27 protein-coding genes are annotated in these 23,746 nt (G+C 53.7%); 15 read left to right on the top strand and 12 right to left on the bottom strand.

The annotated features are described in order from the left end of the window. Positions 1-2 precede the first annotated feature (2 nt). Positions 3-653 (bottom strand): YceH family protein, encoded by a 651-nt coding sequence (locus tag U9O48_RS08680; protein WP_285145849.1) that lies wholly within the window; start codon positions 651-653, stop codon positions 3-5. Between the two features lie 11 nt (positions 654-664). After that, on the bottom strand, positions 665-1,249 hold the full coding sequence (gene rimJ / locus U9O48_RS08675; protein WP_282494892.1) for a ribosomal protein S5-alanine N-acetyltransferase: 585 nt from the start codon (positions 1,247-1,249) through the stop codon (positions 665-667). Between the two features lie 289 nt (positions 1,250-1,538). On the opposite strand from rimJ, the gene mdtH reads away from it, so the two are divergent. The 9 genes from mdtH to U9O48_RS08630 all read left to right on the top strand — a co-directional run bounded on the left by mdtH (position 1,539) and on the right by U9O48_RS08630 (position 8,284). After that, positions 1,539-2,747: a multidrug efflux MFS transporter MdtH gene (gene mdtH / locus U9O48_RS08670; RefSeq protein WP_282494891.1), complete on the top strand. Its 1,209-nt coding sequence runs from the start codon at positions 1,539-1,541 to the stop codon at positions 2,745-2,747. A gap of 127 nt (positions 2,748-2,874) precedes the next feature. Then, on the top strand, positions 2,875-3,435 hold the full coding sequence (locus tag U9O48_RS08665; RefSeq protein ID WP_282494890.1) for a lipoprotein: 561 nt from the start codon (positions 2,875-2,877) through the stop codon (positions 3,433-3,435). Positions 3,436-3,575: 140 nt separating this feature from the next. Next, positions 3,576-4,622 carry a dihydroorotase gene (pyrC, locus tag U9O48_RS08660; protein ID WP_285145848.1) on the top strand — a complete coding sequence of 349 codons (1,047 nt, stop codon included), beginning with the start codon at positions 3,576-3,578 and terminating at the stop codon, positions 4,620-4,622. Between the two features lie 74 nt (positions 4,623-4,696). Continuing rightward, complete coding sequence (gene dinI, locus U9O48_RS08655) at positions 4,697-4,942, top strand: DNA damage-inducible protein I (RefSeq protein ID WP_285150779.1); 246 nt, start codon at positions 4,697-4,699, stop codon at positions 4,940-4,942. 271 nt (positions 4,943-5,213) lie between these two features. Then, the gene (gene bssS, locus U9O48_RS08650; protein WP_095281565.1) at positions 5,214-5,468 is read left to right on the top strand and encodes a biofilm formation regulator BssS; all 255 of its coding nucleotides are present in this window, start codon (positions 5,214-5,216) and stop codon (positions 5,466-5,468) included. Between the two features lie 117 nt (positions 5,469-5,585). Next, positions 5,586-6,704, top strand: coding sequence for an N-methyl-L-tryptophan oxidase (gene solA, locus U9O48_RS08645; RefSeq protein WP_324724081.1), 1,119 nt, complete (start codon positions 5,586-5,588; stop codon positions 6,702-6,704). A gap of 60 nt (positions 6,705-6,764) precedes the next feature. Further along, positions 6,765-6,878 (top strand): YceO family protein, encoded by a 114-nt coding sequence (locus U9O48_RS08640; protein ID WP_282495016.1) that lies wholly within the window; start codon positions 6,765-6,767, stop codon positions 6,876-6,878. Between the two features lie 261 nt (positions 6,879-7,139). Continuing rightward, positions 7,140-7,706, top strand: coding sequence for a cytochrome b (locus tag U9O48_RS08635; RefSeq protein ID WP_324724080.1), 567 nt, complete (start codon positions 7,140-7,142; stop codon positions 7,704-7,706). 2 nt (positions 7,707-7,708) lie between these two features. Further along, the gene (locus U9O48_RS08630) at positions 7,709-8,284 is read left to right on the top strand and encodes a YceI family protein (protein ID WP_282494885.1); all 576 of its coding nucleotides are present in this window, start codon (positions 7,709-7,711) and stop codon (positions 8,282-8,284) included. A 37-nt stretch (positions 8,285-8,321) separates the two neighbouring features. Here U9O48_RS08630 and U9O48_RS08625 read toward each other — a convergent pair whose 3' ends face one another. Further along, complete coding sequence (locus U9O48_RS08625; RefSeq protein ID WP_285145845.1) at positions 8,322-9,371, bottom strand: rhodanese-related sulfurtransferase; 1,050 nt, start codon at positions 9,369-9,371, stop codon at positions 8,322-8,324. Positions 9,372-9,591: 220 nt separating this feature from the next. Between U9O48_RS08625 and U9O48_RS08620 the strand changes: the two genes are divergently transcribed. From U9O48_RS08620 to U9O48_RS08610, 3 genes are all read left to right on the top strand, one after another. Next, the gene (locus U9O48_RS08620) at positions 9,592-10,518 is read left to right on the top strand and encodes a Kdo(2)-lipid IV(A) acyltransferase (protein ID WP_282494883.1); all 927 of its coding nucleotides are present in this window, start codon (positions 9,592-9,594) and stop codon (positions 10,516-10,518) included. Positions 10,519-10,641: 123 nt separating this feature from the next. Then, on the top strand, positions 10,642-11,868 hold the full coding sequence (gene mdtG, locus U9O48_RS08615; RefSeq protein ID WP_282494882.1) for a multidrug efflux MFS transporter MdtG: 1,227 nt from the start codon (positions 10,642-10,644) through the stop codon (positions 11,866-11,868). An 86-nt stretch (positions 11,869-11,954) separates the two neighbouring features. Beyond that, positions 11,955-12,329: a MysB family protein gene (locus U9O48_RS08610; protein ID WP_285145843.1), complete on the top strand. Its 375-nt coding sequence runs from the start codon at positions 11,955-11,957 to the stop codon at positions 12,327-12,329. A 6-nt stretch (positions 12,330-12,335) separates the two neighbouring features. On the opposite strand, the gene U9O48_RS08605 is transcribed toward U9O48_RS08610, so the two are convergent. The 3 genes from U9O48_RS08605 to mdoG are packed head-to-tail and all read right to left on the bottom strand — an operon-like array spanning position 12,336 to position 16,693. Further along, on the bottom strand, positions 12,336-12,563 hold the full coding sequence (locus U9O48_RS08605) for a YceK/YidQ family lipoprotein (protein WP_285145842.1): 228 nt from the start codon (positions 12,561-12,563) through the stop codon (positions 12,336-12,338). A 55-nt stretch (positions 12,564-12,618) separates the two neighbouring features. Next, positions 12,619-15,147, bottom strand: a complete 2,529-nt coding sequence (gene mdoH / locus U9O48_RS08600) for a glucans biosynthesis glucosyltransferase MdoH (protein WP_282494879.1) — start codon at positions 15,145-15,147, stop codon at positions 12,619-12,621. Further along, positions 15,140-16,693, bottom strand: coding sequence for a glucans biosynthesis protein MdoG (mdoG, locus tag U9O48_RS08595; RefSeq protein ID WP_282494878.1), 1,554 nt, complete (start codon positions 16,691-16,693; stop codon positions 15,140-15,142). The genes mdoH and mdoG overlap by 8 nt, the downstream gene beginning before the upstream one ends. 255 nt (positions 16,694-16,948) lie before the next feature. Here mdoG and mdoC point away from each other — a divergent pair, with 255 nt between their 5' ends. After that, a complete protein-coding gene (mdoC, locus tag U9O48_RS08590) occupies positions 16,949-18,088 on the top strand; it encodes a glucans biosynthesis protein MdoC (protein WP_285145840.1) in 1,140 nt (379 codons plus the stop codon). Positions 18,089-18,118: 30 nt separating this feature from the next. On the opposite strand, the gene U9O48_RS08585 is transcribed toward mdoC, so the two are convergent. From U9O48_RS08585 to csgB, 6 genes are all read right to left on the bottom strand, one after another. Then, a complete protein-coding gene (locus tag U9O48_RS08585) occupies positions 18,119-19,603 on the bottom strand; it encodes a phospholipase D family protein (protein WP_285145888.1) in 1,485 nt (494 codons plus the stop codon). Beyond that, on the bottom strand, positions 19,539-20,081 hold the full coding sequence (gene ymdB, locus U9O48_RS08580) for an O-acetyl-ADP-ribose deacetylase (protein WP_324724079.1): 543 nt from the start codon (positions 20,079-20,081) through the stop codon (positions 19,539-19,541). The genes U9O48_RS08585 and ymdB overlap by 65 nt, the downstream gene beginning before the upstream one ends. Positions 20,082-20,188: 107 nt before the next feature. Next, the gene (locus tag U9O48_RS08575; protein WP_282494875.1) at positions 20,189-20,509 is read right to left on the bottom strand and encodes a type 1 fimbrial protein; all 321 of its coding nucleotides are present in this window, start codon (positions 20,507-20,509) and stop codon (positions 20,189-20,191) included. Positions 20,510-20,623: 114 nt separating this feature from the next. Beyond that, positions 20,624-20,947 carry a curli assembly chaperone CsgC gene (gene csgC, locus U9O48_RS08570; protein ID WP_285145838.1) on the bottom strand — a complete coding sequence of 108 codons (324 nt, stop codon included), beginning with the start codon at positions 20,945-20,947 and terminating at the stop codon, positions 20,624-20,626. 60 nt (positions 20,948-21,007) lie between these two features. Continuing rightward, positions 21,008-21,463: a curli major subunit CsgA gene (csgA, locus tag U9O48_RS08565; protein ID WP_282494873.1), complete on the bottom strand. Its 456-nt coding sequence runs from the start codon at positions 21,461-21,463 to the stop codon at positions 21,008-21,010. A gap of 39 nt (positions 21,464-21,502) precedes the next feature. Continuing rightward, complete coding sequence (gene csgB, locus U9O48_RS08560; protein ID WP_282494872.1) at positions 21,503-21,958, bottom strand: curli minor subunit CsgB; 456 nt, start codon at positions 21,956-21,958, stop codon at positions 21,503-21,505. Between the two features lie 741 nt (positions 21,959-22,699). Between csgB and csgD the strand changes: the two genes are divergently transcribed. Next, on the top strand, positions 22,700-23,350 hold the full coding sequence (gene csgD, locus U9O48_RS08555) for a biofilm master transcriptional regulator CsgD (RefSeq protein ID WP_282494871.1): 651 nt from the start codon (positions 22,700-22,702) through the stop codon (positions 23,348-23,350). A gap of 4 nt (positions 23,351-23,354) precedes the next feature. Continuing rightward, positions 23,355-23,744 (top strand): curli production assembly/transport protein CsgE, encoded by a 390-nt coding sequence (gene csgE, locus U9O48_RS08550; RefSeq protein WP_282494870.1) that lies wholly within the window; start codon positions 23,355-23,357, stop codon positions 23,742-23,744. Positions 23,745-23,746 lie beyond the last annotated feature (2 nt).

Genomic DNA, 23,746 nt, shown 5'->3' with positions numbered 1-23,746 from the left:
CGTTAGTCTCCTAAATGGGCCAGCAGAGAATCCAGTCGTTGCTTGAGCTCCGCCACTTCGTTTTCCAGGGCTTCAACGCGCGCCGCGAGAGTTTCATCCTCGGCGGGAGAGACCGCTTCAACGACATTAATCAGCGTTTCCACGTCGCCGCTAAAGAGATGCATATAGCGGCTTTCGCGCTTGCCCGGCTCGCGCGCCAGGCGCAGGACGAACGGGCCATCTTCGCGCGCGGCGAGGTTTTCCAGCGTCTGCTCCACCTCCTGCATATCGCTGAACTCATGCATTCTGGCGGCGCGGGAACGCAGTTCGCCCGGCGTTTGCGGCCCGCGCAGCAGCAGCGTGGTGATCACCGCCACTTCGGCGCTGCTCAGTTTCAGATCGCCAAATTCGGAATTGCAAAAACGCTGTTCATACTTGGTGACGCGGTTGCCAAACCCGCTGACGGTGCGCAGATAGTGGCGTTTGACCAGCGCGTCCAGATGCTCCTGAACTTCATGCTCACTCAGGTTGAGCACCGGCTCGCGGTTGGTTTTCTGGTTGCAGGCGAGGGTTACGGCATTCACTGACAGAGGATATTGCTCTGGCGTGGTGACCTGCTTTTCCAGCAGGCAGCCAATCACGCGCGCTTCTGTGGCCGTTAACTGATATTTCATGAGAGAGCTCCTTAGCGACCTGCGGTCCATTCTTTGGTGGTTAACGCCGTCAGCACGTGGTCACGCCACTCGCCGTCGATCAACAGATAATCTTTCGCGTAGCCTTCTTTCTCAAACCCCAGACGCGCCAGCAGATCGCCGCTGCGCTGATTGTGGGGCATGTAGTTGGCCATGATGCGATGGATGTGCTGGGAGCGCTGCATGTAGCGAATCGCGCTGGTGAGGGCTTCAAACATCAGCCCCTGCCCCTGCCATTTCTGGCCGATGGAGTAGCCGAGATAACAGGCGTGGAATGAGCCGCGCACCACGTTCGAGAAATTGGCGATGCCGATAATCTCTTTCTCTTCCGGGTCCAGCAGCGCGAAATAATAGGCGCTGCCCTGCTTATGAAATTCAGCAATCATTCCCAGGCGAGCCTGCCAGCCAGAGGGATAGCAGTGGCTTTCATCCCGAACGGGTTCCCAGGGCTTTAAAAACTGGCGATTCTCGGCGTAATAATCCGCCAGACGCCAGGCATCACGCTCATGCACCAGACGAACGACCAGTCTGTCTGTTGTCAGGCGCACTTTTGGCACATTACTGCGATAGCCAAACATCGATACCACTCCTTTCCGTCACTTCTGCTCTAGCTGTTAGCTTTACTATACCTGCGCCGGTGCTTTCTGTGAAAACAGTGACATACCCTTTTTCACAGAATTCACAAAATTCGATTAAAAAGCTGAATCAAACCACTCTTTTGATAAAAAAATATTGTCGCTGGATGGGTGGGAAAACAGACGCTAACCCCGCAGAATATTAGCGTGCTCACCTTTATATACACCTAAGCCTTCAGACTCCCTTTTGGGCAGCCTGAAAGGTGATGTGTATTTCCCCTCTGGAGAGAAGATGTCCCGCGTATCACAGGCCCGGAGCCTGGGTAAATATTTCCTGCTGGTCGATAACATGCTGGTCGTGCTCGGCTTTTTTGTCGTGTTCCCCCTGATCTCCATTCGCTTTGTCGATCAAATGGGCTGGGCGGCATTAATGGTCGGCATTGCGTTAGGTTTGCGTCAGTTTGTTCAGCAGGGGCTGGGCGTGTTTGGTGGGGCGATTGCCGACCGCTTTGGCGCAAAACCGATGATTGTCACCGGCATGCTGCTGCGCGCGGCAGGCTTTGCCACCATGGGCATTGCGCACGACCCGTGGCTTCTGTGGTTCTCCTGCTTCCTCTCCGGGATTGGCGGCACGCTGTTTGACCCGCCGCGCACCGCGCTGGTCGTCAAACTGATTCGCCCGCAGCATCGCGGTCGTTTTTTCTCCCTGCTGATGATGCAGGACAGCGCCGGGGCGGTCGTCGGCGCGCTGCTCGGCAGCTGGCTGCTGCAATATGACTTCCGCCTGGTGTGCGCCACCGGCGCGGTCCTGTTTATTCTGTGCGCCGGGTTTAACGCCTGGCTGCTGCCGGCCTGGAAGCTCTCGACGGTGAAAGCCCCCGTCCGCGAAGGTCTGGGTCGCGTGCTGGCCGATAAACGCTTCGTCACCTACGTCCTGACGCTGACCGGGTATTACATGCTGGCCGTGCAGGTCATGCTGATGCTGCCGATTATGGTCAACGACATCGCGGGATCGCCTGCGGCCGTCAAATGGATGTACGCCATTGAAGCCTGTCTGTCGCTGACGCTGCTCTACCCTATCGCGCGCTGGAGCGAAAAACGTTTTCGTCTGGAACATCGCCTGATGGCGGGCCTGCTGCTGATGACCCTGAGCATGATGCCGATCGGATTAGTCGGCACCCTGCAGCAGCTCTTCATCCTGATCTGCACTTTCTATATTGGGTCGATCATCGCTGAACCAGCGCGTGAAACCCTCAGCGCCGGGCTTGCCGATCCGCGCGCTCGCGGCAGCTATATGGGCTTTAGCCGTCTGGGTCTGGCCTTTGGCGGCGCGCTGGGATACGCCGGTGGCGGCTGGCTGTTTGATGCGGGCAAAGCGCTGAATCAGCCAGAACTGCCGTGGATGATGCTCGGCGTGGTGGGCTTTATCACCCTCATAGCCCTGTGGTGGCAATTCAGTCCGAAACGCAGCACCAGCGGGATGCTGGAGCCGGGCGCATAAAGAGACATTTCGGGCGAATGGGACTCTTTCCCCCCTGATTATCAGGTTTTTCTGCTGGTAACTGGTATACCCCCCTGACATACTGAGGCGTCAGGACAGAAGCGCCGACATCATGTTGAGGAACCCCATGAAAAAGATCGTTATTGCTGCTGCGTTCGTTGTCAGCGGCCTGCTGGTCGGTTGTAACCAGCTTACGCACTACAGCGTCAGTGAGCAGGAAATCAACCAGGCGCTGGAAAAACACAATAACTTTTCGAAGGATATCGGCGTGCCCGGCGTTGCCGATGCCCATATCGTACTGAACCACCTCGTCAGCCAGATTGGCCGCGAGGAGCCGAACAAAGTCACCCTCTCCGGTGATGCCAAACTGGATATGAACTCCCTGTTTGGCAGTCAGAAAGCGAACATCAAACTGAAGCTGAAAGCGCTGCCGGTGTTCAACAAAGAGAAAGGCGCGATCTACCTGCAGGAGATGGAGATCGTCGACGCGGAAGTGACGCCGGAGAAAATGAAACCGGTGCTGCAAACGCTGATGCCGTATCTGAACCAGTCCCTGCGGAACTATTTCAACCAGCAGCCGGCATATGTGCTGAGCGAAGACCGAAGCAAAGGCGAGGCCCTGGCGAAGAAATATGCCAAAGGTATCGAAGTGAAACCGGGTGAAATTATTATTCCGTTTACGGATTAACCCTGAGGGCGCCGCTGGCGCCCTTTTTTACACACCTATTTAACGGAAATGAGTGCAAACGAAAACGTTTCCCCCTATGATTTGTGTCCGGCAAAAACAGCCATCCTTATGACTGATTCCTGATAAGCCGGAGCATATCAATGACTGCACATCCCCAGGTTCTGAAAATCCGCCGCCCTGACGACTGGCATATCCATCTGCGCGATGGCGACATGCTGAAAACCGTTGTCCCTTACACCAGCGAAATCTATGGCCGCGCGATTGTCATGCCTAACCTGGTTCCGCCAGTCACCACCGTGGATGCCGCGATTGCCTATCGCCAGCGCATTCTCGACGCCGTTCCGGCAGGCCATGATTTTACTCCGCTGATGACCTGCTATCTGACCGACTCCCTCGATCCGAACGAGGTCGAACGCGGCTTTAACGAAGGCGTGTTTACCGCCGCCAAACTCTATCCGGCCAACGCCACCACCAACTCCAGCCACGGCGTCACCAGCACCGATGCGATTATGCCGGTGCTGGAACGCATGGAAAAACTGGGTATGCCGCTGCTGATCCACGGCGAAGTGACACACCCGGACATTGATATTTTTGACCGCGAAGCGCGTTTCATTGAGACCGTCATGGAGCCGCTGCGCCAGCGTCTGCAGGGGCTGAAAGTGGTATTCGAGCACATCACCACCAAAGATGCCGCAGAGTACGTGCGCGACGGCAACGAGCTGCTCGCCGCGACCATTACCCCCCAGCATCTGATGTTCAACCGCAACCACATGCTGGTCGGCGGCGTGCGCCCTCACCTGTACTGCCTGCCGATCCTCAAGCGCAATATCCACCAGCAGGCGCTGCGTGAACTGGTGGCCAGCGGCTTTACTCGCGCCTTCCTCGGAACCGACTCCGCCCCACACGCACGCCACCGCAAAGAAGCCAGCTGCGGCTGCGCAGGCTGCTTCAACGCCCCAACCGCGCTCGCCAGCTACGCCACGGTATTTGAAGAGATGGGGGCGCTGGAACACTTCGAAGCCTTCTGTTCCCTGAATGGCCCGCGCTTCTACGGTCTGCCGGTGAATGAAAGCTTTATCGAACTGGAGCGCAAACAGAGCCAGGTCGTCGATGCTATCGCCCTGACGGACGACACCCTGATCCCGTTCCTGGCCGGTGAAACCGTTAACTGGACGGTTAAACAGTAATTTTTTGTCGCCCCCTGTTGTAAGTTCGAGATGATGCCTGTATAAATACACAGTATATTACACAGGGGGCCATTATGCGTATTGAAGTCACTATCGCCAAAACCACCGCTTTGCCTGCTGGCGCGCTGGATGCGCTGGCCGGAGAACTCTCCCGTCGCATCAACGAGACATTCCCCGATCAAAACGGGAACGTCACCGTGCGTTACGCCACTGCCAACAATCTCTCCGTTCTCGGCGGGGCGAAAGATGATAAAGATCGCATCAGCGAAATCCTGCAGGAAACCTGGGAAAGCGCCGACGACTGGTTCATCACCGAATAATTATTTCTCCCTCATTGTCTTTTTTTGCCGGGTCGCCCCGGCTTTTTTTATGCTTTTAAAATAAGTTCAAATTAATTGCGTATCTTCTTAAAAAAACGTGAATAAGATGGCGTTTTATTGTTCAAACAATCCTAAAAAGCAGAAAAATGTGTTGCTGCCTGTTTATTTTCCCCTGCATATCCCTTATTTATTGATATACTGAAGTTGCTTCAGAAAAACACGCATTGAACCTCACAGTCGTTGTCTTCTAACACGTATTACGGGGGTTATGATGGAAAAGAATAATGAAGTCATCCAGACCCATCCTCTTGTCGGATGGGATATCAGTACCGTAGACAGCTACGATGCACTGATGCTGCGTTTGCACTACCAGACCCCGAATCAGCCTAGCCGTGAAGAAGCGGAAGTTGGTCAGACACTGTGGCTGACCACCGATGTTGCACGCCAGTTTATTTCTATTTTAGAGGCAGGTATTGCCAAAATAGAGTCTGGGGACTACCAGGAAAATGAGTATCGTCGGCATTAAATTTATGCCCTACATTCACTCAACAGGCACCTTAAGGGTGCCTCATTTATTTCTCCCTTGAATAAGCCTTTCATCTTAATTACTCTGCAAACTTAAGTCCTGGTTTAAGAGATTCTCATGAAATACGACTTGATTATTTTAGGCAGCGGCTCGGTCGGTTCTGCTGCGGGTTATTACGCCACCCAAGCTGGCCTGAACGTCCTGATGATCGATGCCCACCTTCCTCCACACGCTGAGGGTAGCCACCACGGCGATACTCGTCTCATCCGCCACGCCTATGGCGAAGGCGAGCGTTACGTCCCGCTGGTGCTCAGAGCACAGCAGCTCTGGGATGAGTTATCGGCCCTGAGTGAAGAGAAGATTTTTGAGCGCTCGGGCGTGGTGAATCTCGGCCCGGCACATTCGGAATTCCTGGCGAACGTCGAGCACAGCGCGCGCGAATTCAATCTGGACGTTGAGCGCCTCGATGCCGCCGCCGTGATGAAACGCTGGCCGGAAATCACGGTCCCAGAGGATTACATCGGGCTGTTTGAATCCAGGTCCGGCGTGCTGCACTGCGAAACGGCGATCAAAACCTGGGTCTCCCTGGCAGAACAGGCTGGCTGCGCGCAGCTCTTTAACTGCCCGGTAACGGCCATTCATCATCACGACGACGGCGTGACCGTCGACACGCCGGAAGGCCCATATTCGGCAACCCGTCTGCTGGTGAGCGCCGGAACCTGGGTGACAAAATTGCTTCCCAACCTGCCGGTTCAGCCGGTGCGTAAAGTCTTCTCCTGGTTCCAGGCCGATGGCCGTTTCAGTACGCAGAACAAATTCCCGGCCTTTACCGGTGAACTGCCGAACGGCGATCAGTTCTACGGTTTCCCGTCCGAGAAAGACGCCCTTAAAATCGGCAAGCATAACGGCGGCCAGGTGATCTCCTCGCCGCAGGAGCGTAAACCCTTCGGCGATCTGCCGGGCGACGGCTCCGAAGCGTTTAACTTCCTGCGCAACGTGCTGCCGGGCGTCGGTGGACTGCTCTACGGCGCCGCCTGCACCTACGACAACACCCCGGATGAGGATTTCATCATCGATACGCTGCCGGGGCACAGCAATACGCTGCTGATCACCGGGCTGAGCGGCCACGGGTTTAAATTCGCCTCGGTGCTGGGTGAGATCGCAGCGCAGTTCGGGCAGGGAATAACCCCGCAGTTTGATCTGACGCCCTTCTCTCTCACGCGTTTTGGCGGATAATCCTCTCTTCAGGCTCCGACTTTCGGAGCCTTTCTCTTTCTACTCTCGGTAACAAAAATGATGCGCAGGATCTTCGATTATCTGGTTAACAATATTCGCGAACATTTCATGCTCTATATTTTATTATGGTCCTTACTGGCTATCATCGATGTTATTTATATTGTATTTTTCTGAAAAGAGATGCTGACGATAATTGACAATACTTTATATTACCTTAATTTTGCAGCAAATAATTTGATTGCAACATATCTTCTGCATTACCCTTTCCTACTCAAAACACCGACTTACCCACGAATGAATTGAAGCAAAATCGCAATACACAATCAAAAATATTGAAATAGAAAAATGAATATTCCTAATGCTTAAATATCAGTTGCAATAAACGTTTTCACAGGCCATTTTTACCCTTCAAATTAATTAGGGATGGTCATCATTATGCAACTGCGTAATTCTTCTGCACGCTATGGAATAATATCCATGAGTTTGCACTGGTTAATTGCTCTCGCGGTTTATGGCATGTTCGGCTTAGGTTTGTGGATGGTGACGCTGAGCTATTACGACGGCTGGTATCATCAGGCGCCTGAACTGCACAAAAGCATAGGCATTCTGCTGATGATGGCGTTGGTCGTCCGTCTCGTCTGGCGACACCTCTCTCCGCCTCCCCCGGCGCTGAAAAGCTACAGCAAGCTGACGCGTATCGGTGCCGCCGCTGCTCATATCATCCTGTATGTCCTGCTGTTTGCCATTTTGATCAGCGGCTATCTGATTTCCACCGCCGATGGTAAACCGATCAGCGTCTTCGGCCTCTTTGAGGTTCCGGCCACGCTCGCGGATGCCGGTTCGCAGGCCGATCTGGCGGGCCAGGTGCATCTGTGGCTTGCCTGGGGCGTAGTGATTATCTCTGTCCTTCATGGCCTTGCGGCCCTTAAACATCATTTCATCGATAAAGACGCCACGCTCAAGCGCATGCTTGGCCGATCGTCTGTTGACTCTGGAGCATAAAAATGAAAAAACACCTGCTGGGTATCGCGTTAGGTTCGCTGGTATTTGCCACCGGCTCTGCCGTCGCCGCTGACTATAAAATTGATAAAGAGGGCCAGCACGCCTTCGTCAATTTCCGTATTCAGCACCTGGGCTACAGCTGGCTGTACGGCACCTTTAAAGATTTCGACGGCACCTTCACCTTTGACGAAAAAAATCCCGCAGCGGACAAAGTGAATGTGACCATTAACACCAACAGCCTGGACACCAACCATGCCGAGCGCGATAAACATCTGCGCAGCGCGGAATTCCTGAATGTGGCGAAATTCCCGCAGGCGACCTTTACCTCAACGGAAGTGAAAAAGGATGGCGACGGGCTGGATATTACCGGCAACCTGACCCTGAATGGCGTGACCAAACCGGTGACGCTGGACGCGAAACTCATTGGTCAGGGTGATGATCCGTGGGGCGGCAAGCGCGCAGGCTTCGAAGCGGAAGGGAAAATCCGTCTGAAAGATTTTAACATCACCACCGATTTAGGCCCGGCGTCACAGGAAGTGGATCTGATTATTTCCGTGGAAGGCGTGCAGCAGAAGTAAAAAAATCCCGGCCGCATTGCGCGCCGGGATAACTTTTTTACTCCGGGTCAGGAATACCCAGTTTGGTATTCAGTCGACCGCGTGATTTATTGAAGATCTTGTTGCCGTTTTCACGCCCCGCGCGACGGCGACGCTGCTCTTCTTCCGGCAGAACGCTCTCTTCGCTACAGAGTTCGCTACAGCAGCCGCGGAACTTCTCCGCACACGCCGGACACTGGATAAACAGCAGATGACAGCCGTCGTTTTTGCAGTTGGTGTGGGTATCGCACGGCGTACCGCACTGATGACAGTGCGCAATTACGTCTTCGGAAATACGCTCGCCCATGCGCTCGTCAAAGACGAAGTTCTTGCCGATAAAGCGCACCGGTAAGCCCTGCTCACGCGCGCGACGGGCGTATTCGATAATCCCGCCTTCAATGTGCCAGACCTTATTGAAACCGCTGTGCTTCATGAAAGCGCTGGCTTTTTCGCAGCGAATACCCCCGGTGCAGTACATCACAATTTTTTTATCTTTGTGCTCCTGCATCATCTCCACGGCTTTCGGCAGCTGCTCGCGGAAGGTATCCGCCGGGATCTCCAGCGCGTTTTCGAAATGGCCCACTTCATATTCGTAGTGGTTACGCATATCGATAAACACGGCGTCGGGATCGTCGAGCATGGCGTTCACTTCCGCCGCTTTCAGGTATTCGCCGACGTCAGCCGCGTTAAACGTTGGGTCGTCGATGCCGTCTGCCACGATGCGTTCGCGTACTTTCATGCGCAGCACCCAGAAGGATTTCCCGTCATCGTCGAGGGCCACGTTCAGGCGCAGGTTGTCGAGCGCGGGATCAAAACTGTAAAGCACATCGCGGAAGGCGCTCACTTTACTTTCTGGCACACTGATCTGGGCGTTGATACCTTCGTGAGCCAGGTAAACGCGGCCAAAGACATTCAGTGCTTCGAAAGCCTTGTAGAGTGCGTCGCGGGTTTCCTGCGGCTCTGAGATAGTAAAATATTTGTAGAATGAGATAGTTACACGCGCTTCGGTTTCCGCCAGCATGCGTGCTTTCAGGGTCTCATTCGAAATGCGGTTGTGTAACACTGGCATGGTGTACGGTTCCTGCAATCGTTAAGAGAAAGAAAATCGGCGGCATCATATAGCATACAATGAGAATTTACATCCCCACATTTTGCGCTACATTTCTCTCATCCAAAAAATAATGTAGCAACAATTGCTGCAAAAGCGCTCATTTGGCGCCCATTCGTTTTGGTTATGGTTTTAAAAAATGCGAGAATGACGGCATAAGGACGAAAAAGACAGGAAAGACATGACCCGATTACCCCAATTTTCTGCGGCGCTGCTTCACCCACGTTACTGGCCAACCTGGGCCGGCGTCGGCCTTTTATGGTTGCTGGTACAACTGCCCTACCCGGTGATTTATCGCATCGGATGCGGTCTCGGCCACATTGCTCAGCGTTTCATGAAACGTCGCGTTAAGATCGCGAATCGCAATCTGGAACTCAGTTTTCCAGAGATGGGCGCGCAAGAGCGCGAGCGTATGGTCAGGAAAAATTTCGAATCCGTCGGCATGGGCCTGATGGAGACCGGAATGGCCTGGTTCTGGCCTGATAAGCGCATGGCGCGCTGGTACGACGTCACCGGAACCGGGATGGAACCAGTGCATACGCTGCAGGCGCAAAAAACCGGCGTGCTGTTGATCGGCATCCACTTCCTCACGCTCGAAATCGGCGCGCGGATGTTTGGCATGCAGGCCCCCGGCATCGGTGTCTATCGCCCGAACGATAATCCGGTGATCGATCTGCTGCAAACCTGGGGCCGTATGCGTTCCAATAAGAGCATGATTGACCGTAAAGATCTGAAAGGCATGATCCGCGCCCTGAAAAATGGGGAAGTGATCTGGTACGCGCCAGACCACGATTACGGGAAGCAATCCAGCGTGTTTGTCCCCTTCTTCGCCGTTCAGGAGACCGCGACCACCACCGGCACCTGGATGCTGGCGCGCATGTCAAAAGCCGCCATTGTGCCTTTTGTACCGCGTCGCAAACCGGACGGGAAAGGCTACGAGCTGATGATGCTGGAGCCGGAATGCGCCCCGCCGCTGGATGATGCCGAAACGACCGCCCGCTGGATGAACGGCGTGGTCGAAAAGTGCATCATGCTCGCCCCGGAGCAATATATGTGGCTGCACCGCCGCTTTAAGACCCGCCCGGAAGGTATGCCGTCGCGCTACTGATCTCAATGCGGCCTCCGAGGCCGCATCCCTTTTAGCTTTAAAAGCCCTTCGCATTGCAGCAATCATCACCCAGGCGCATAATTAGCAGGCTTACTACCTTCTCTTTTCGCGTTACGGATTGCTATGTCACCCTCAGATGTCCCCATAAACTGGAAACGTAACCTCGTGGTTGCCTGGCTCGGCTGTTTTCTGACCGGCGCCGGATTTAGCCTGGTGATGCCTTTTCTGCCGCTGTATGTCGAGCAACTCGGCGTCACGGGGCATAGCGCCCTGAATATGTGGTCTGGCCTGGTGTTCAGCATTACGTTTCTGTTCTCCGCCATTGCGTCCCCTTTCTGGGGCGGGCTTGCCGACCGAAAAGGCCGCAAAATCATGCTCCTGCGCTCCGCGCTCGGTATGGCGATCATCATGGTGCTGATGGGGCTGGCGCAGAACATCTGGCAGTTTCTGATTTTACGCGCGCTGCTTGGGCTGCTGGGCGGGTTTGTCCCCAACGCCAACGCCCTGATCGCCACGCAAATCCCACGTCATAAAAGCGGCTGGGCGCTCGGAACGTTATCGACCGGCGGCGTCAGCGGCGCACTGTTAGGTCCCCTCGCCGGAGGGCTAATGGCCGACACTTACGGGCTGCGCCCGGTGTTCTTCATCACCGCCAGCGTGCTTTTCGCCTGCTTCCTGCTGACCGCGTTCTGTATCCGCGAAAAATTCACTCCGGTGCCGAAAAGAGAGATGTTGCACGCACGCGATGTCATCGGCTCGCTAAAAAACCCGAAACTGGTGCTGAGCCTGTTTGTGACGACGATGATTATCCAGGTGGCGACAGGTTCTATTGCCCCGATTCTGACGCTGTACGTTCGCGAGCTGGCCGGAAACGTCAGCAATATCGCCTTTATCAGCGGCATGATTGCTTCCGTGCCCGGCGTCGCCGCCCTACTGAGCGCTCCGCGTCTCGGTAAACTGGGGGATCGCATTGGGCCGGAGAAGATCCTGATTGCGGCCCTGGTGATCTCGGTTGTGCTGTTGATCCCCATGTCGTTCGTGCAGACGCCGTGGCAGCTCGGCGTGCTGCGCTTTTTACTCGGCGCTGCTGACGGGGCGCTGCTTCCGGCGGTGCAAACGCTGCTGGTCTACAATTCGACGAACCAGATTGCCGGGCGGATATTCAGCTACAACCAATCTTTCCGCGACATTGGCAACGTCACGGGGCCGCTGGTTGGGGCCGGGATTTCCGCGAGCTTTGGCTTCCGCGCCGTGTTTATCGTTACCGCAAGCGTGGTGCTGTTCAACGCGATTTACTCGTGGTGGAGCCTGGCCCGCGCGTCGCAGCCCGCGCTTAATGCCTCCTCCTGATAACTTATTGGCGCATTCATACTTGCAAAATCGGAGAATCAGCTATTCTTTCCCTGAACACCACTGCGAATCACAGGGAGATACCGATGACCATGTATGCCACGCTGGAAGAAGCCATTGATGCCGCTCGTGAAGAGTTTCTCGCCGATAACACCAACATCGAGGAGGAAGATGCGGACATTCAGCAACTCAATATTCAAAAATATGTCCTGCAGGATGGCGATATCATGTGGCAGGCCGAATTCTTTGCGGACGAAGGTGAAGACGGTGAGTGTCTGCCGGTGCTGAGCGGCCAGGCGGCTCAGGCCGTTTTCGACGGTGATTATGAGGAAATTGAGTTGCGACAGGAGTGGCTGGAGGAAAACACCCTTCACGAATGGGATGAGGGTGAGTTTCAGCTTGAGCCGCCGCTGGATACCGAAGAGGGACAAACCGCAGCGGACGAGTGGGACGAGCGTTAACCGACCTTATTCATAAGGACCGTGCTGCGCGTCGATAGGCAGCAATAGCGTATCGAACACCAGCGAGAACGGCAGGTCGAGGATCGTGACATAGCGCCATGCGGAGTCGCGAACGTCCCATTGCACGCCGGGATAATACTGGTTGCCATGGCCCTGACCGGGAATGGTACGGCTGATAATGCTGCCGCACCCGCTGAGCAGCAGCGCCATCATCACCACGCTGAGTATTCTCATTCAAACCTCATATAAAAAAATACCGGCCTTGGCCGGTATTTTACTTTCGTTCGGCTTACTTCGCCTTCAGGGCCAGCGGATTGAGCTTAATCGTCGTGTAGTAGTTCACCCACGAGGAGTATCTCTCCGGAGAGGACCAGACGCGATAGTGCAAGCGGGCCATGGTGACCGGGTCGCTTAACAGCACCAGACGGCGATCGCGGTTCAGTTTTTCCGGCGTTTCGTTCAGCGCTTGCTCGATGTGGCGATCGCGGGCGATCTCCAGCACCTGGCTGGCGCGGTGACGCGCGGTGGCCATGGCAGTCGCGAGAGCGTTAAACGACGGGTTAAACACCGCGTGGATAAAGCCATCGTCCAGCGAACGGCTGCGGTTCAGCACCAGATACTTGTCGGTGTCCACCAGCACCTGCGGCGGAGAATACTCTTCCGGGATCAGGAACAGTTTCCAGCGTTTGGTACGCAAGCCCACCGTTGAACGGCTGGAGATCACGGAGACAAACGGCGACAGGATCAGGGAGAACACGATCGGCGCGAGCCAGAACAGGAAGCGCAAATCCAGCCACGCCATACCGGCAGCCCACACCAGACCCAACAGCATCTGCGAGCCATGACGCATGAAAGCTTCGCTCCACGGCGTCGAGTCATCGTCACGCTGCGGTGAGTTCCAGACCACTTCCCAGCCGAGGAACGCGCTGACCACAAACACCGTGTGGAACAGCATACGCACCGGCGCCAGCAGCACCGAGAACAGCACTTCGAGCAGCAGGGAGAGCGTCACGCGACAGAAACCGCCGTACTCTTTCGAGCCTTTGCACCAAATCAGGATGATACTGAGCAGCTTAGGCAGGAACAGCAGGATCATCGTCGAGGCAAAGAGCGCAATCGCCAGCTCAGGACGCCACTGCGGCCACACCGGGAACAGCTGGCGCGGTTGCAGGAAGTACTGCGGTTCGGTCAGAGCATGGACCACCTGCAACGCCGTCGACAGGGCCAGGAACATAAACCACAGCGGCGCAGACAGATAAGACATCACGCCCGTCAGGAACACGGCACGGTGAACCGGGTGCATCCCTTTCACAAGGAACAGACGGAAGTTCATCAGGTTGCCGTGACACCAGCGGCGGTCACGTTTCAGTTCATCCAGCAGGTTCGGCGGCAGCTCTTCATAAGAGCCCGGCAGATCGTAAGCAATCCACACACCCCATCCTGCACGGCGCATCAGCGCCGCTTCCACGAAGTCGTGAGACAGAATGGAACCGGCAAACGAACCTTCGCCCGGCAGCGGTGCCAGCGCACAGTGTTCGATGAACGGCTGTACACGGATAATGGCGTTGTGACCCCAGTAGTGGGATTCACCCAGCTGCCAGAAGTGCAGACCGGCGGTAAACAGCGGACCGTAAACGCGGGTTGCAAACTGCTGACAGCGCGCATACAGCGTATCCATACCCGAGGCTTTCGGCGACGACTGGATGATCCCGGCGTTCGGGTTCGCTTCCATCAGACGCACCAGCCCGGTCAGACACTCACCGGTCATCACGGAGTCGGCGTCCAGCACCACCATGTAGCTGTACTGATTGCCCCAGCGACGGCAGAAGTCATCGATGTTACCGCTTTTACGCTTCACACGACGTCGACGACGACGGTAGAAGATCTGCCCTTCGCCCTGCACTTCAGCAATGAGTTCCATCCAGGCTTTCTGCTCGGCAACGCAGATATCCGGGTTGTAGCTGTCGCTCAGGATGTAGACGTCGAAATGCTCGGCGTTACCGGTCGCCTTCACAGACTCCCAGGTGGCGCGCAGGCCCGCGAATACGCGGTCAACGTCTTCGTTACAGATAGGCATGATAAGCGCCGTACGGTGCTCAGGATTGAGTGCTTCATCCCCGACCGTTGACGCCGAAATGCTGTATTTGTCACGCCCCATCAGCAATTGCAGGAAGCCCATCAGCGCGGTCCAGAAACCGGCCGAGACCCAGCAGAACAAGACCGCGAAGAGGAGGAGGATCCCACTTTGCAGAATGTACGGCAGGAGCTGCATGAAGGAGACCCACAGATCTTGCCCGACCATGTCAGCCGGATTGATCAGCGCCCAGCCCTGATAAGGCAGGATGGTTTTCATGTACCAGGTGGCGACCACAGTCTGGGCCAGGGTCAGCACCAGCAGGGTATAACGACGGATCGTGCCGACGGTACGCCATTTCTGCTCAGACGCCTGCTGCTCTTTGGTCAGACGAGACAGATAGCGCGGCGCCACATCGCGACCGCGCAGACGATCCCAGAAGCGGCCTACCGGGTTGGTACGCCACGGGTCCGGGAACATCGAGGAGCGCGTCGCTTTCGGCATCGCCTGAAGCTGGGTACGCCCTTCATCGTCTTTAATCAGCTGCCCTTCTGCCAGCGAATCTGGCCAGGCCTGCTCCAGGCGCGCCTTGACTGACCCCAGAGGCGTATCGTCATCACGGGTAAATTCGTGATGCTCGCCATCCAGCGCGGTATGAACCGCGCGGATGTCGCTCTTGGGCAGCGCCGCTTTCTCAATATCTGTCAGCGGCATGGCATCGATATATTCAGATGTATTATTCATTGGCAGGTAGCTGATAGCTCCAGGTTTCACTCAGCGTCTGATCGGCATTGACCAGCGCAGCGCGCATTTCCGTGGTCTGTTTAGGATCTTTCACTTTTACGCGCAGGGTTAAGCGCCACCCTTTGGTCACCGGGTTGTAACGCACGGTGTTTTCAACGATTTCACCGTTATCACCAATGCTGGTTTGCGCGGTGACAGGCGTATCCGGCGTCAGTTTTTTCATATCCTGACCGGCGAAATCAACCACAAACGCCACGGTACCATCAGGCTGGCGAATGAGATTCGACTGCTTCACATCGCCCGTTGAGCGGCGAGTCTGCATTACATACGCGTTGTCCGGCGCATGCAGTTTGTCTTCATCGCGGCTGAAGGTGATGGTGTACTTGAAGTTCATCTCTTTCCCGGCTTCCGGCAGCTGATCCGGCGTCCAGTAAGCGACGATGTTGTCGTTGGTTTCGTCGTTGGTTGGAATTTCAACCAGCTCGACTTTGCCTTTACCCCAGTCCCCTTTCGGTGTGACCCAGGCGCTTGGGCGCAGATCGTAACGATCGTCGAGGTCTTCAAAGCGAGAGAACTGACGACCGCGCTGGAGCAGACCAAAGCCCTGCGGGTTTTCCATCGCAAAGCTGCTGACTGCCAGGTGTTTCGGGTTGTTCAGCGGACGCCAGATCCACTCGCCGTTGCCAGCAAGAATGGACAGACCGTTGGAATCATGCAATTCCGGGCGGAAGTTGGTCGCCGGAGACGGCTGATTTGGCCCGAACAGGAACATACTGGTCAGCGGCGCGACGCCCAGTTTGCCCACTTTGTCGCGCAGGTAAACTTTGGACTGCACGTCGATCACCGAGTCACGACCCGGAATGATCACAAAGCGGTAAGCACCGGTCGCACGCGGAGAATCCAGCAGTGCGTAGATAGTCAGGCGTTTATCCGTTGGTTTTGGACGCTCAATCCAGAACTCACGAAAACGCGGGAATTCTTCACCAGACGGCAGCGCCGTATCGATTGCCAGACCACGCGCAGACAGACCGTATACCTGGCCTGAACCGATCACGCGGAAATAGCTGGCCCCCAGCATGCTGACAATTTCGTCGTTTTTATCTTTGCTGTTGATGGGGTAAAGCACTTTAAAGCCTGCGAATCCCAGGTCTTTAACGGTGTCTTTGTCGTGTTTCACATCGCCAAAATTAAAATAATCCGGGCTGTATTTGATCTTACGTACCGCGGTGGCCGTCACTTCATTGATAGCAACCGGGGTGTCGAAGTACATGCCCTGATGATAAAACTCAAGCTTGAACGGGGTCTTAATGTTGTTCCAGTACGCTTTATCGTGATTGAACTGGATCTGCTGATAGTCCGCATATTTCATGTCGCGGAAGACGGAGGGCAGGTTACTTTTTGGCGCCTCATAGCCTTTGTCGGCCAGCGATTTTGCCTGTTTTGCGACATCATCGATGGAAAAAGACCATGCAGAAGAGGTATACAGTGACAACAAGACTGCTGCACCCAACCAACGCATTTTCATCATTTGTGGTTTATGTTTCATAATAAGTAAGCACTTCCCCCTTTGTGTGCTTAATTCGATCCGATCCATTTTACTGGAAATTCAGGCAATCCGACAACAATATCACTGCTTTGTTCAGCGCGCTGGCTCATGGATTAAGCAACCAGAAGAACCCTCTCTTCACTTTGCGTGCTTATCCTGGAGACAGGGTGTCGGTCTTGGTGTAGGGTTGGCTTCGAATGTAACCACTATTAGTCTTATGGATAAGACGAAAAGTCCGAGAATGCAAAAAGTTATATGACCACTGCACCCGTACAACGTGAATATTTCCTCGACTCGATCCGGGCATGGCTGATGCTGTTGGGGATCCCTTTTCATATCTCCTTGATTTACTCCAGCCACACCTGGCATGTTAACAGTATAGAGCCCTCATGGTGGCTGACACTCTTTAACGACTTTATCCACTCTTTCCGCATGCAGGTGTTCTTCGTCATTTCCGGCTATTTCTCCTACATGCTGTTTCTGCGCTACCCGATGAAACGCTGGTGGAAAGTGCGCGTCGAGCGCGTCGGCATCCCGATGCTGACCGCCATTCCGCTGCTGACGCTGCCCCAGTTCATCATGCTGCAGTACGTGAAAGGCAAAGCTGACAACTGGCAAAACCTGACCTTCTACGAAAAGTACAACACCCTGGTCTGGGAACTGGTATCACACCTGTGGTTCCTGCTGGTGCTGGTGGTGATGACCACCGTTAGCCTCTGGATTTTCAGCAAGTTGCGCCGCCATCTGAGCCGCCATCACGAAACGCAATTCCCTCACATCACCTGGGCGAAACTCTCCCTGATTTTCCTGGTGCTGGGTATCGCCTACGGCGCGATTCGCCGCATTCTGTTCATTGTTTATCCGCCGATACTGAGCGATGGGCTGTTCAACTTCGTGGTGATGCAAACCCTGTTCTACATCCCATTCTTTATGCTGGGCGCGCTGGCCTTTATCTCGCCAAAACTTAAAGATCTGTTCACCACGCCGTCACCGTGGTGCGCTGTGGGTTCCGCGCTGGCGTTTGCCGCCTATCTGCTCAATCAGCGTTATGGCAGCGGCGATGCGTGGATGTATGAAACGGAAAGCGTGATTACGATGCTGCTGGGACTGTGGATGGTCAACGTGGTGTTTGCCCTGGGGCACCGTTTGCTGAACTTTAAGTCGACCCGCGTGACTTATTTCGTCAACGCGTCGCTGTTTATCTACCTGGTACACCACCCGCTGACGCTCTTTTTTGGTGCATATATCACCCCGCACATTAGTTCTAACGCATTAGGCTTTTTCACCGGGCTGGTGTTTGTGGTGGGCGTTGCCATCCTGCTGTACGAAATTCACCTGCGCATTCCGCTGCTGCGTTTCCTGTTTTCCGGTAAACCGCAAACCAAAACGGCTTAATGACGCTTCGCGCCGGGCCTTCCGGCGCGATTACAACAGCCACTCAACCGGTAACCACCACGCCAGACGCACCAGCACCCGCTGCCAGAAGCGTGTTTTTGGCTCTTTCTTCAGCACTATCTCTTCCCCGTCTTTCTGCTCGACCCAGTTCAGACGCCCAAAGTTATCGAGCCGAATCTGCCACGCCTCGTGCTGACGGCTTTTCAGGAAGCGGCGATGGATCAGGCGCGCCAGGGTTTCGCTTTCAATCACAAAGCCCATTTCCGTGTTGAGCATCGTCGAGCGCGGGTCAAAATTCAGCGAGCCGATAAACACTTTCTGGCTATCAATGCTGAAGGTTTTGGCATGCAGACTGGAGCCGGAATTCCCCGTCAGACCGCGATCCCGCAGCCCAGGAACGAAATCCTGAGTGGGTTTCAGCTCGTAAAGCTCAATCCCGTGACGCAGCAGTTTTTTGCGCCAGCGCGCGTAGCCCGCATGCACCACAGCCACATCGTTAGCGGCGAGGGAGTTGGTGAGAATGGCGATTTTAACGCCCTTGCGCACCAGCTGCAGCAGCTGTGCGACGCCCGCGCGGGTGGGAACAAAGTAGGAGGAGATGATATCGATCTGCTCCGCCGGGGTGCCCATCACATCCAGCAGACGCTGAGGCAGCAGCGAGTGGCGCTTCGCGCGCCCTAAGCCTTTGCGCGGGTCATCGCTGAGTAACCGGGTTTTCGCCCAGATCAGCGGCAAATCGCGCGCTTCGAGGCGGGTAATAAACTGGCTCGATTCCAGTTTATCCAGATAGCGCTGGGCAATTTCGTTCTGATACCAGTCATCCGGCGGCTGGAGGCGAGATCCGATCTCCTCCTCCGATAATTCCAGTACCTGCTTTAGCGTCGAGACGCAGGCGCTCTGCCAGTAGCGTTCGAAATCATTAGCCACTTCCGCCACCACCGGCCCGATCGCCATCACATCCAGATCGGAAAAGAGCGGTGCCTCCCCTGCCCCGAAATAGGCATCACCGACATTGCGGCCACCGATGATGGTCGCTTCGCCATCGACGGTGAAACTTTTATTGTGCATGCGGCGGTTAAGCCTGGCGAAATCGGTGAGATAACCCAGCGCGCGCAGGGTGCGGAACGAGAAAGGGTTAAACAGGCGGACATCGATGTTGGGGTGGGAATCGAGCAGGCGCAGGATCGCGTCCAGCCCTTGCGTGTTGTTGTCATCCAGCAGCAGCCGGACGCGGACACCGCGTGAAGCGGCGGCCACCAGCACGGAAAACAGCAGCCGCCCCGACATATCGTCTTCCCAGATGTAGTACTGCACATCGAGGGTTTTCTCCGCCATTTCCGCCAGCCGGTAGCGGCAGGCGAAGGCATCGAGGCTGTCATCCAGGGGGAGCAGACCGCACAGCCCCGGATGTTCGGCATTGACGGGCGCGATCGCCCGCCCGAGCCGCGTATTATGCGTCGAGTTCTTGTCCTCGCTGGGTAAGAAGTCGCTGGTAGAGCCGGGCATTTTCTTCATCATAGCAAACGAAGTATACCCGCTCCGGCAGGGGTTTGCGGGTGAGATAGTCTGAAACCGTCGCCACGGCTATCGCGGCGGCGGCGGCCTTTGGAAAACCATAAACGCCGGTGCTGATGGCCGGAAACGCAATAGTTTTATAACCATTGGCGGCCGCCAGGCGCAGACAATTAAGATAAGCATCCTCAAGGCTGCGCGCCTCATGATGCTCCCCGCCTTCCCAGATTGGGCCGACGGCGTGGATCACCGCTTTCACCGGAAGATCCCCGGCAATCGTAATCACCGCATGGCCTGGCGCTAACTCACCCTGCTGTTGACGGACAATTTTGCAGGCTTCCAGCAGCTGCGGTCCGGCCGCACGATGAATGGCACCGTCAACGCCGCCACCGCCCATCAACGAGGGATTGGCTGCATTAACAATGACATCAACGTGCTGTGTGGTGATGTCCCCGAGGACAACGTCAATTTGCGGTTTCATATCCATTCCTCTACTACCCGACTTTTATTAAGTGTATAGCAGGGGCTGGTTGCGAAGAAGAGCCAGATGAGAAAAGCCCTCCGGTCCGAAGACGAGAGGGCTCTGTCCTAACGATAGTTGACTTGCACAACCGCCAACGTTTTTTCCGGATTGATATATTTCATACTTACCGTGGCGACATCTGGGTAAGGGTTACGCCCCCGCAGGGCTTCACCGTAACTTACCTGGGTGGTTTGCACGCGTCCTTCGTGCGGGCATGACAGCGCAAACTGATTATGCTGCGGGGAGATCACACACGGGTCTTCTACAATCGCCCCGCGAAAATGAATCACACCGCCGTTAACCGTGGTTGCAGCTAATGCTGGAGTCAGTGCCGATAAAGCAATAATACCTGATGCAATAATACTTTTTACAATGGACGCTGCCATGGTTGGCTCCTCAATGAGAAATCATCCTTGAGGGGTCGCGCATTCCTTATTCAAATCATAGAAACATTCATTGGGAACCGCCAAATTATCCAATATATTGATTTCGTGAATATATTATTCAGAACCCGGCCATTGTTTTGATAAGTGTAGCGATTGCCCGTCAGAGACATTAACGACAATTCTCACGGAATCTTTAGGGCTAATATTCAAACTGAGGCGAGTTAAATCAATCGGCTGGTTAGCGGGAATAGAAATCGTGTTGCGCTGGCTGGACGTACTTTGTCCTCCCTGCCCTTCCCGCGAGGAAATGATTTGTACCTGGCACACGCAGGGTTCAGTCAGAATGACCTGCGGAATAATGGTCGTCATCTCCCCGTCGTGGGTGGTTTTAAAGGTGATCTGGCTGGAGAGGGCTGCAAGCAGTAATAAGGTATGCATGATCAACTCCCGAAAAAAAACAGGGCAAGCGCCCTGTTTTTTTATAGTACAGATTCGAAATTAGTACTGATGCGCAGTCGCGTTGTTGCCGAAACCAACCTGGTGCACAGTTACAGTTGAACCGGAAGCTGTCTGGTCCACTGCCGCGCCGTTACCGCCGCCGAACTGTTTAACTTCCATGGTGGAGTTTTTACCATTCCACTGATCGAGGGTTGCGCTGTTACCAAAGCCTTTCTGCAGCAGGTCAATGGAGCTGTCATCAGAGCCCTGTCCTACGTCAGCACCGTTACCGCCACCGTGCTGAGTAATAGTCAGGTCAGAATTTTTAGCGTCAGATTGCAGAGCAACAGCTGAGTTGCCGCCACCGTACTGATAAATGCTCAGAGTTGAATTAGGGCCGCTGTTACCACCACCCCAACCACCACCGCCGCCACCGCCATATTGAGGAACCGCACCAGCCAGAGCACTGCCAGAAACAAAGATTGCTGCAATTGCTGCCACTTTGAAAAGTTTCATGGTAAACCCCCATCGGATTGATTAAGTCGTCGTAAATAGTTAGCGTTGGATAACGCGGATAGCCATTTGCGACTGTCTCTGAACTACAACTGCTGTTTTTTGCGTACCATACTGCGTAATATTCGCTTTGTTACCCGAGCCTTTCTGGATAATCATCGCGGTATTACCAAAAGCCCCTTGCTTAATACTCGCATCATTGCCGTTGCCGTCCTGATCGATATAAGCAAGGTTATAAGTCCCTGATTGGTCAACTTTCGCTCTATTGTTCCCACCTTCCTGTGAAACAACGGACAGTAATTTAGAACCGCCCTGACGAACATCGGCATTATTTCCTGAACCGTGTTGACCAATAATGGCTGCCTGATTATATGAAGACTTGCTTAATTCATTAACCGCGAAGTTATATTCCGAACCTGCCAGGTCCGAACCTGCCGCGATTGATAACCCAGGCGCACCCAGTAATGTAAACATCATAAATAACGTTCTGTTTTTCATGTTGTCACCTGGACCTGGAAATAATTAACTGCACGGTGTTAACGCGATTCGTTTTTTGTTAACGCTGCGTTACGATGAAGAGTATGTCTATCGAAACAATTTAAATATCTCACCCGCGCGGCTTATTTTGATTTATTCGCTCACCTCAAAGTATTAATTCACGCTAAAAATTTCAGTCAGCAGCGTAAGTTAGTTTTTTTTTTTTTATTTCTTCGGCAAGTTGGCGCTTCGTTCAGGGCAGCTTGTCACCCTTGTCACGTCTGTACTTTGCGCTTTACAAAGTTCATTGCCTGACAGACTTGTCACAGGTCACTCGATTTCTTAAGGGCTTTCGCTTAGCATGCAAAGTCTTAGAAATTTCACCACTCTCATACCTGAGATCAGAGAATCACAAATAATAAATACTGATTAAAATCAACTCACTATAAATATTTGTATGATTTTTAAAATGTGTGCAGCATTATTAACGTGTACAACTTTTTTATCATTCCTGAACTTTTTTACCACTTGAAATTCACAAATTAATATTGATTTTTACATCTTGTTACACCATTAACACTTGATTTAAAAATCGTAATAGCTAGATTGAAATCAGCAGTACGAATTATTTTTTATATTTACCTCCTGCTGGAGGTTATGGTCTGATTCTACACACAGCAGTGCAACATCTGTCGGTACTTCTGGGTCCCCCGAATATATCGGGGGCAACTGCCGGGTGTAATAAAAAAGTGGGGTTTCATCATGTTTAATGAAGTCCATAGTTTACATGGTCATACATTACTGTTGATCACAAAGCCTTCTTTACAAGCGACAGCCTTATTACAGCATTTGAAGCAATCTCTGTCACTGAACGGGAAATTGCACAATATTCAACGTTCTTATGATGATATTGCTCCTGGCAGCATCATTCTCTTCGATATGATGGAAGCGGATAAAAAGCTTATCCATTACTGGCAGGATAACTTAAGCAGGAAAAACAATAATATCCGCGCGCTATTGTTGAATACGCCTGATGAGTATCCTTTCCGCGATATTGAAAGCTGGCCGCACATCAACGGCGTCTTTTACGTCACTGAAGACGAGACGCGTGTGGTGGAGGGGCTGCAAGGTATTTTACGTGGGGAATGTTATTTCTCGCAAAAACTTGCCAGCTACCTCATCACTCACTCCGGAAATTATCGCTATAACAGTTCAGAGTCTGCTTTGCTGACCCACCGCGAAAAAGAAATTCTGAATAAATTACGTATTGGTTCTTCAAATATTGAAATCGCCCGTTCGTTATTTATCAGCGAAAATACAGTGAAGACTCATCTCTACAATCTTTTCAAGAAGATAGCTGTTAAAAACAGAACTCAGGCAGTTTCATGGGCAAACGATAACCTCAGGCGTTAACAACATGAAACGCACGTCAAGATGGATAGTGGCAGCGGGCTTTCTGCTTGCTGCCGGAAATCTTCACGCTGTTGAGGTAGAAGTTCCTGGATTATTAACCGACCACACCGTCTCTTCTATCGGCCACGATTTTTATCGGGCGTTTAGCGACAAATGGGAAAGTGATTATCCAGGCAACTTAACAATCAATGAGCGGCCCAGTGCTCGATGGGGAAGCTGGATCACCATAACGGTTAATCAGGACGTGGTGTACCAGACCTTTTTATTCCCGACGAAACGAGATTTTGACAAGAACATCAGTATTGCACTGGCACAAACTGAAGAAGCGGTAAATCGCCTGCAAATCGACAAGGCTCTGTTGAGCACTGGCGATTTAGCAAAAGATGAATTCTAGCG

Source organism: Lelliottia sp. JS-SCA-14 (assembly GCF_035593345.1).
GTDB lineage: Bacteria > Pseudomonadota > Gammaproteobacteria > Enterobacterales > Enterobacteriaceae > Enterobacter > Enterobacter wanjuensis.
This window is presented reverse-complemented; position numbering and strand designations above follow the sequence as displayed.

Bases quoted from the DNA above. Each gene is read 5' to 3' on its own strand.
- mdoH (WP_282494879.1), bottom strand. From the start codon at position 15,147: ATGAATAATACATCTGAATATATCGATGCCATGCCGCTGACAGATATT.
- U9O48_RS08575 (WP_282494875.1), bottom strand. From the start codon at position 20,509: ATGGCAGCGTCCATTGTAAAAAGTATTATTGCATCAGGTATTATTGCT.
- csgC (WP_285145838.1), bottom strand. From the start codon at position 20,947: ATGCATACCTTATTACTGCTTGCAGCCCTCTCCAGCCAGATCACCTTT.
- ymdB (WP_324724079.1), bottom strand. From the start codon at position 20,081: ATGAAACCGCAAATTGACGTTGTCCTCGGGGACATCACCACACAGCAC.
- dinI (WP_285150779.1), top strand. From the start codon at position 4,697: ATGCGTATTGAAGTCACTATCGCCAAAACCACCGCTTTGCCTGCTGGC.
- mdtH (WP_282494891.1), top strand. From the start codon at position 1,539: ATGTCCCGCGTATCACAGGCCCGGAGCCTGGGTAAATATTTCCTGCTG.
- csgB (WP_282494872.1), bottom strand. From the start codon at position 21,958: ATGAAAAACAGAACGTTATTTATGATGTTTACATTACTGGGTGCGCCT.
- csgE (WP_282494870.1), top strand. From the start codon at position 23,355: ATGAAACGCACGTCAAGATGGATAGTGGCAGCGGGCTTTCTGCTTGCT.
- U9O48_RS08630 (WP_282494885.1), top strand. From the start codon at position 7,709: ATGAAAAAACACCTGCTGGGTATCGCGTTAGGTTCGCTGGTATTTGCC.
- U9O48_RS08635 (WP_324724080.1), top strand. From the start codon at position 7,140: ATGCAACTGCGTAATTCTTCTGCACGCTATGGAATAATATCCATGAGT.
- csgD (WP_282494871.1), top strand. From the start codon at position 22,700: ATGTTTAATGAAGTCCATAGTTTACATGGTCATACATTACTGTTGATC.
- U9O48_RS08665 (WP_282494890.1), top strand. From the start codon at position 2,875: ATGAAAAAGATCGTTATTGCTGCTGCGTTCGTTGTCAGCGGCCTGCTG.
- U9O48_RS08625 (WP_285145845.1), bottom strand. From the start codon at position 9,371: ATGCCAGTGTTACACAACCGCATTTCGAATGAGACCCTGAAAGCACGC.
- mdtG (WP_282494882.1), top strand. From the start codon at position 10,642: ATGTCACCCTCAGATGTCCCCATAAACTGGAAACGTAACCTCGTGGTT.
- U9O48_RS08640 (WP_282495016.1), top strand. From the start codon at position 6,765: ATGCGCAGGATCTTCGATTATCTGGTTAACAATATTCGCGAACATTTC.
- U9O48_RS08680 (WP_285145849.1), bottom strand. From the start codon at position 653: ATGAAATATCAGTTAACGGCCACAGAAGCGCGCGTGATTGGCTGCCTG.
- bssS (WP_095281565.1), top strand. From the start codon at position 5,214: ATGGAAAAGAATAATGAAGTCATCCAGACCCATCCTCTTGTCGGATGG.
- mdoG (WP_282494878.1), bottom strand. From the start codon at position 16,693: ATGAAACATAAACCACAAATGATGAAAATGCGTTGGTTGGGTGCAGCA.
- mdoC (WP_285145840.1), top strand. From the start codon at position 16,949: ATGACCACTGCACCCGTACAACGTGAATATTTCCTCGACTCGATCCGG.
- U9O48_RS08610 (WP_285145843.1), top strand. From the start codon at position 11,955: ATGACCATGTATGCCACGCTGGAAGAAGCCATTGATGCCGCTCGTGAA.
- U9O48_RS08585 (WP_285145888.1), bottom strand. From the start codon at position 19,603: ATGAAGAAAATGCCCGGCTCTACCAGCGACTTCTTACCCAGCGAGGAC.
- csgA (WP_282494873.1), bottom strand. From the start codon at position 21,463: ATGAAACTTTTCAAAGTGGCAGCAATTGCAGCAATCTTTGTTTCTGGC.
- solA (WP_324724081.1), top strand. From the start codon at position 5,586: ATGAAATACGACTTGATTATTTTAGGCAGCGGCTCGGTCGGTTCTGCT.
- U9O48_RS08620 (WP_282494883.1), top strand. From the start codon at position 9,592: ATGACCCGATTACCCCAATTTTCTGCGGCGCTGCTTCACCCACGTTAC.
- pyrC (WP_285145848.1), top strand. From the start codon at position 3,576: ATGACTGCACATCCCCAGGTTCTGAAAATCCGCCGCCCTGACGACTGG.
- U9O48_RS08605 (WP_285145842.1), bottom strand. From the start codon at position 12,563: ATGAGAATACTCAGCGTGGTGATGATGGCGCTGCTGCTCAGCGGGTGC.
- rimJ (WP_282494892.1), bottom strand. From the start codon at position 1,249: ATGTTTGGCTATCGCAGTAATGTGCCAAAAGTGCGCCTGACAACAGAC.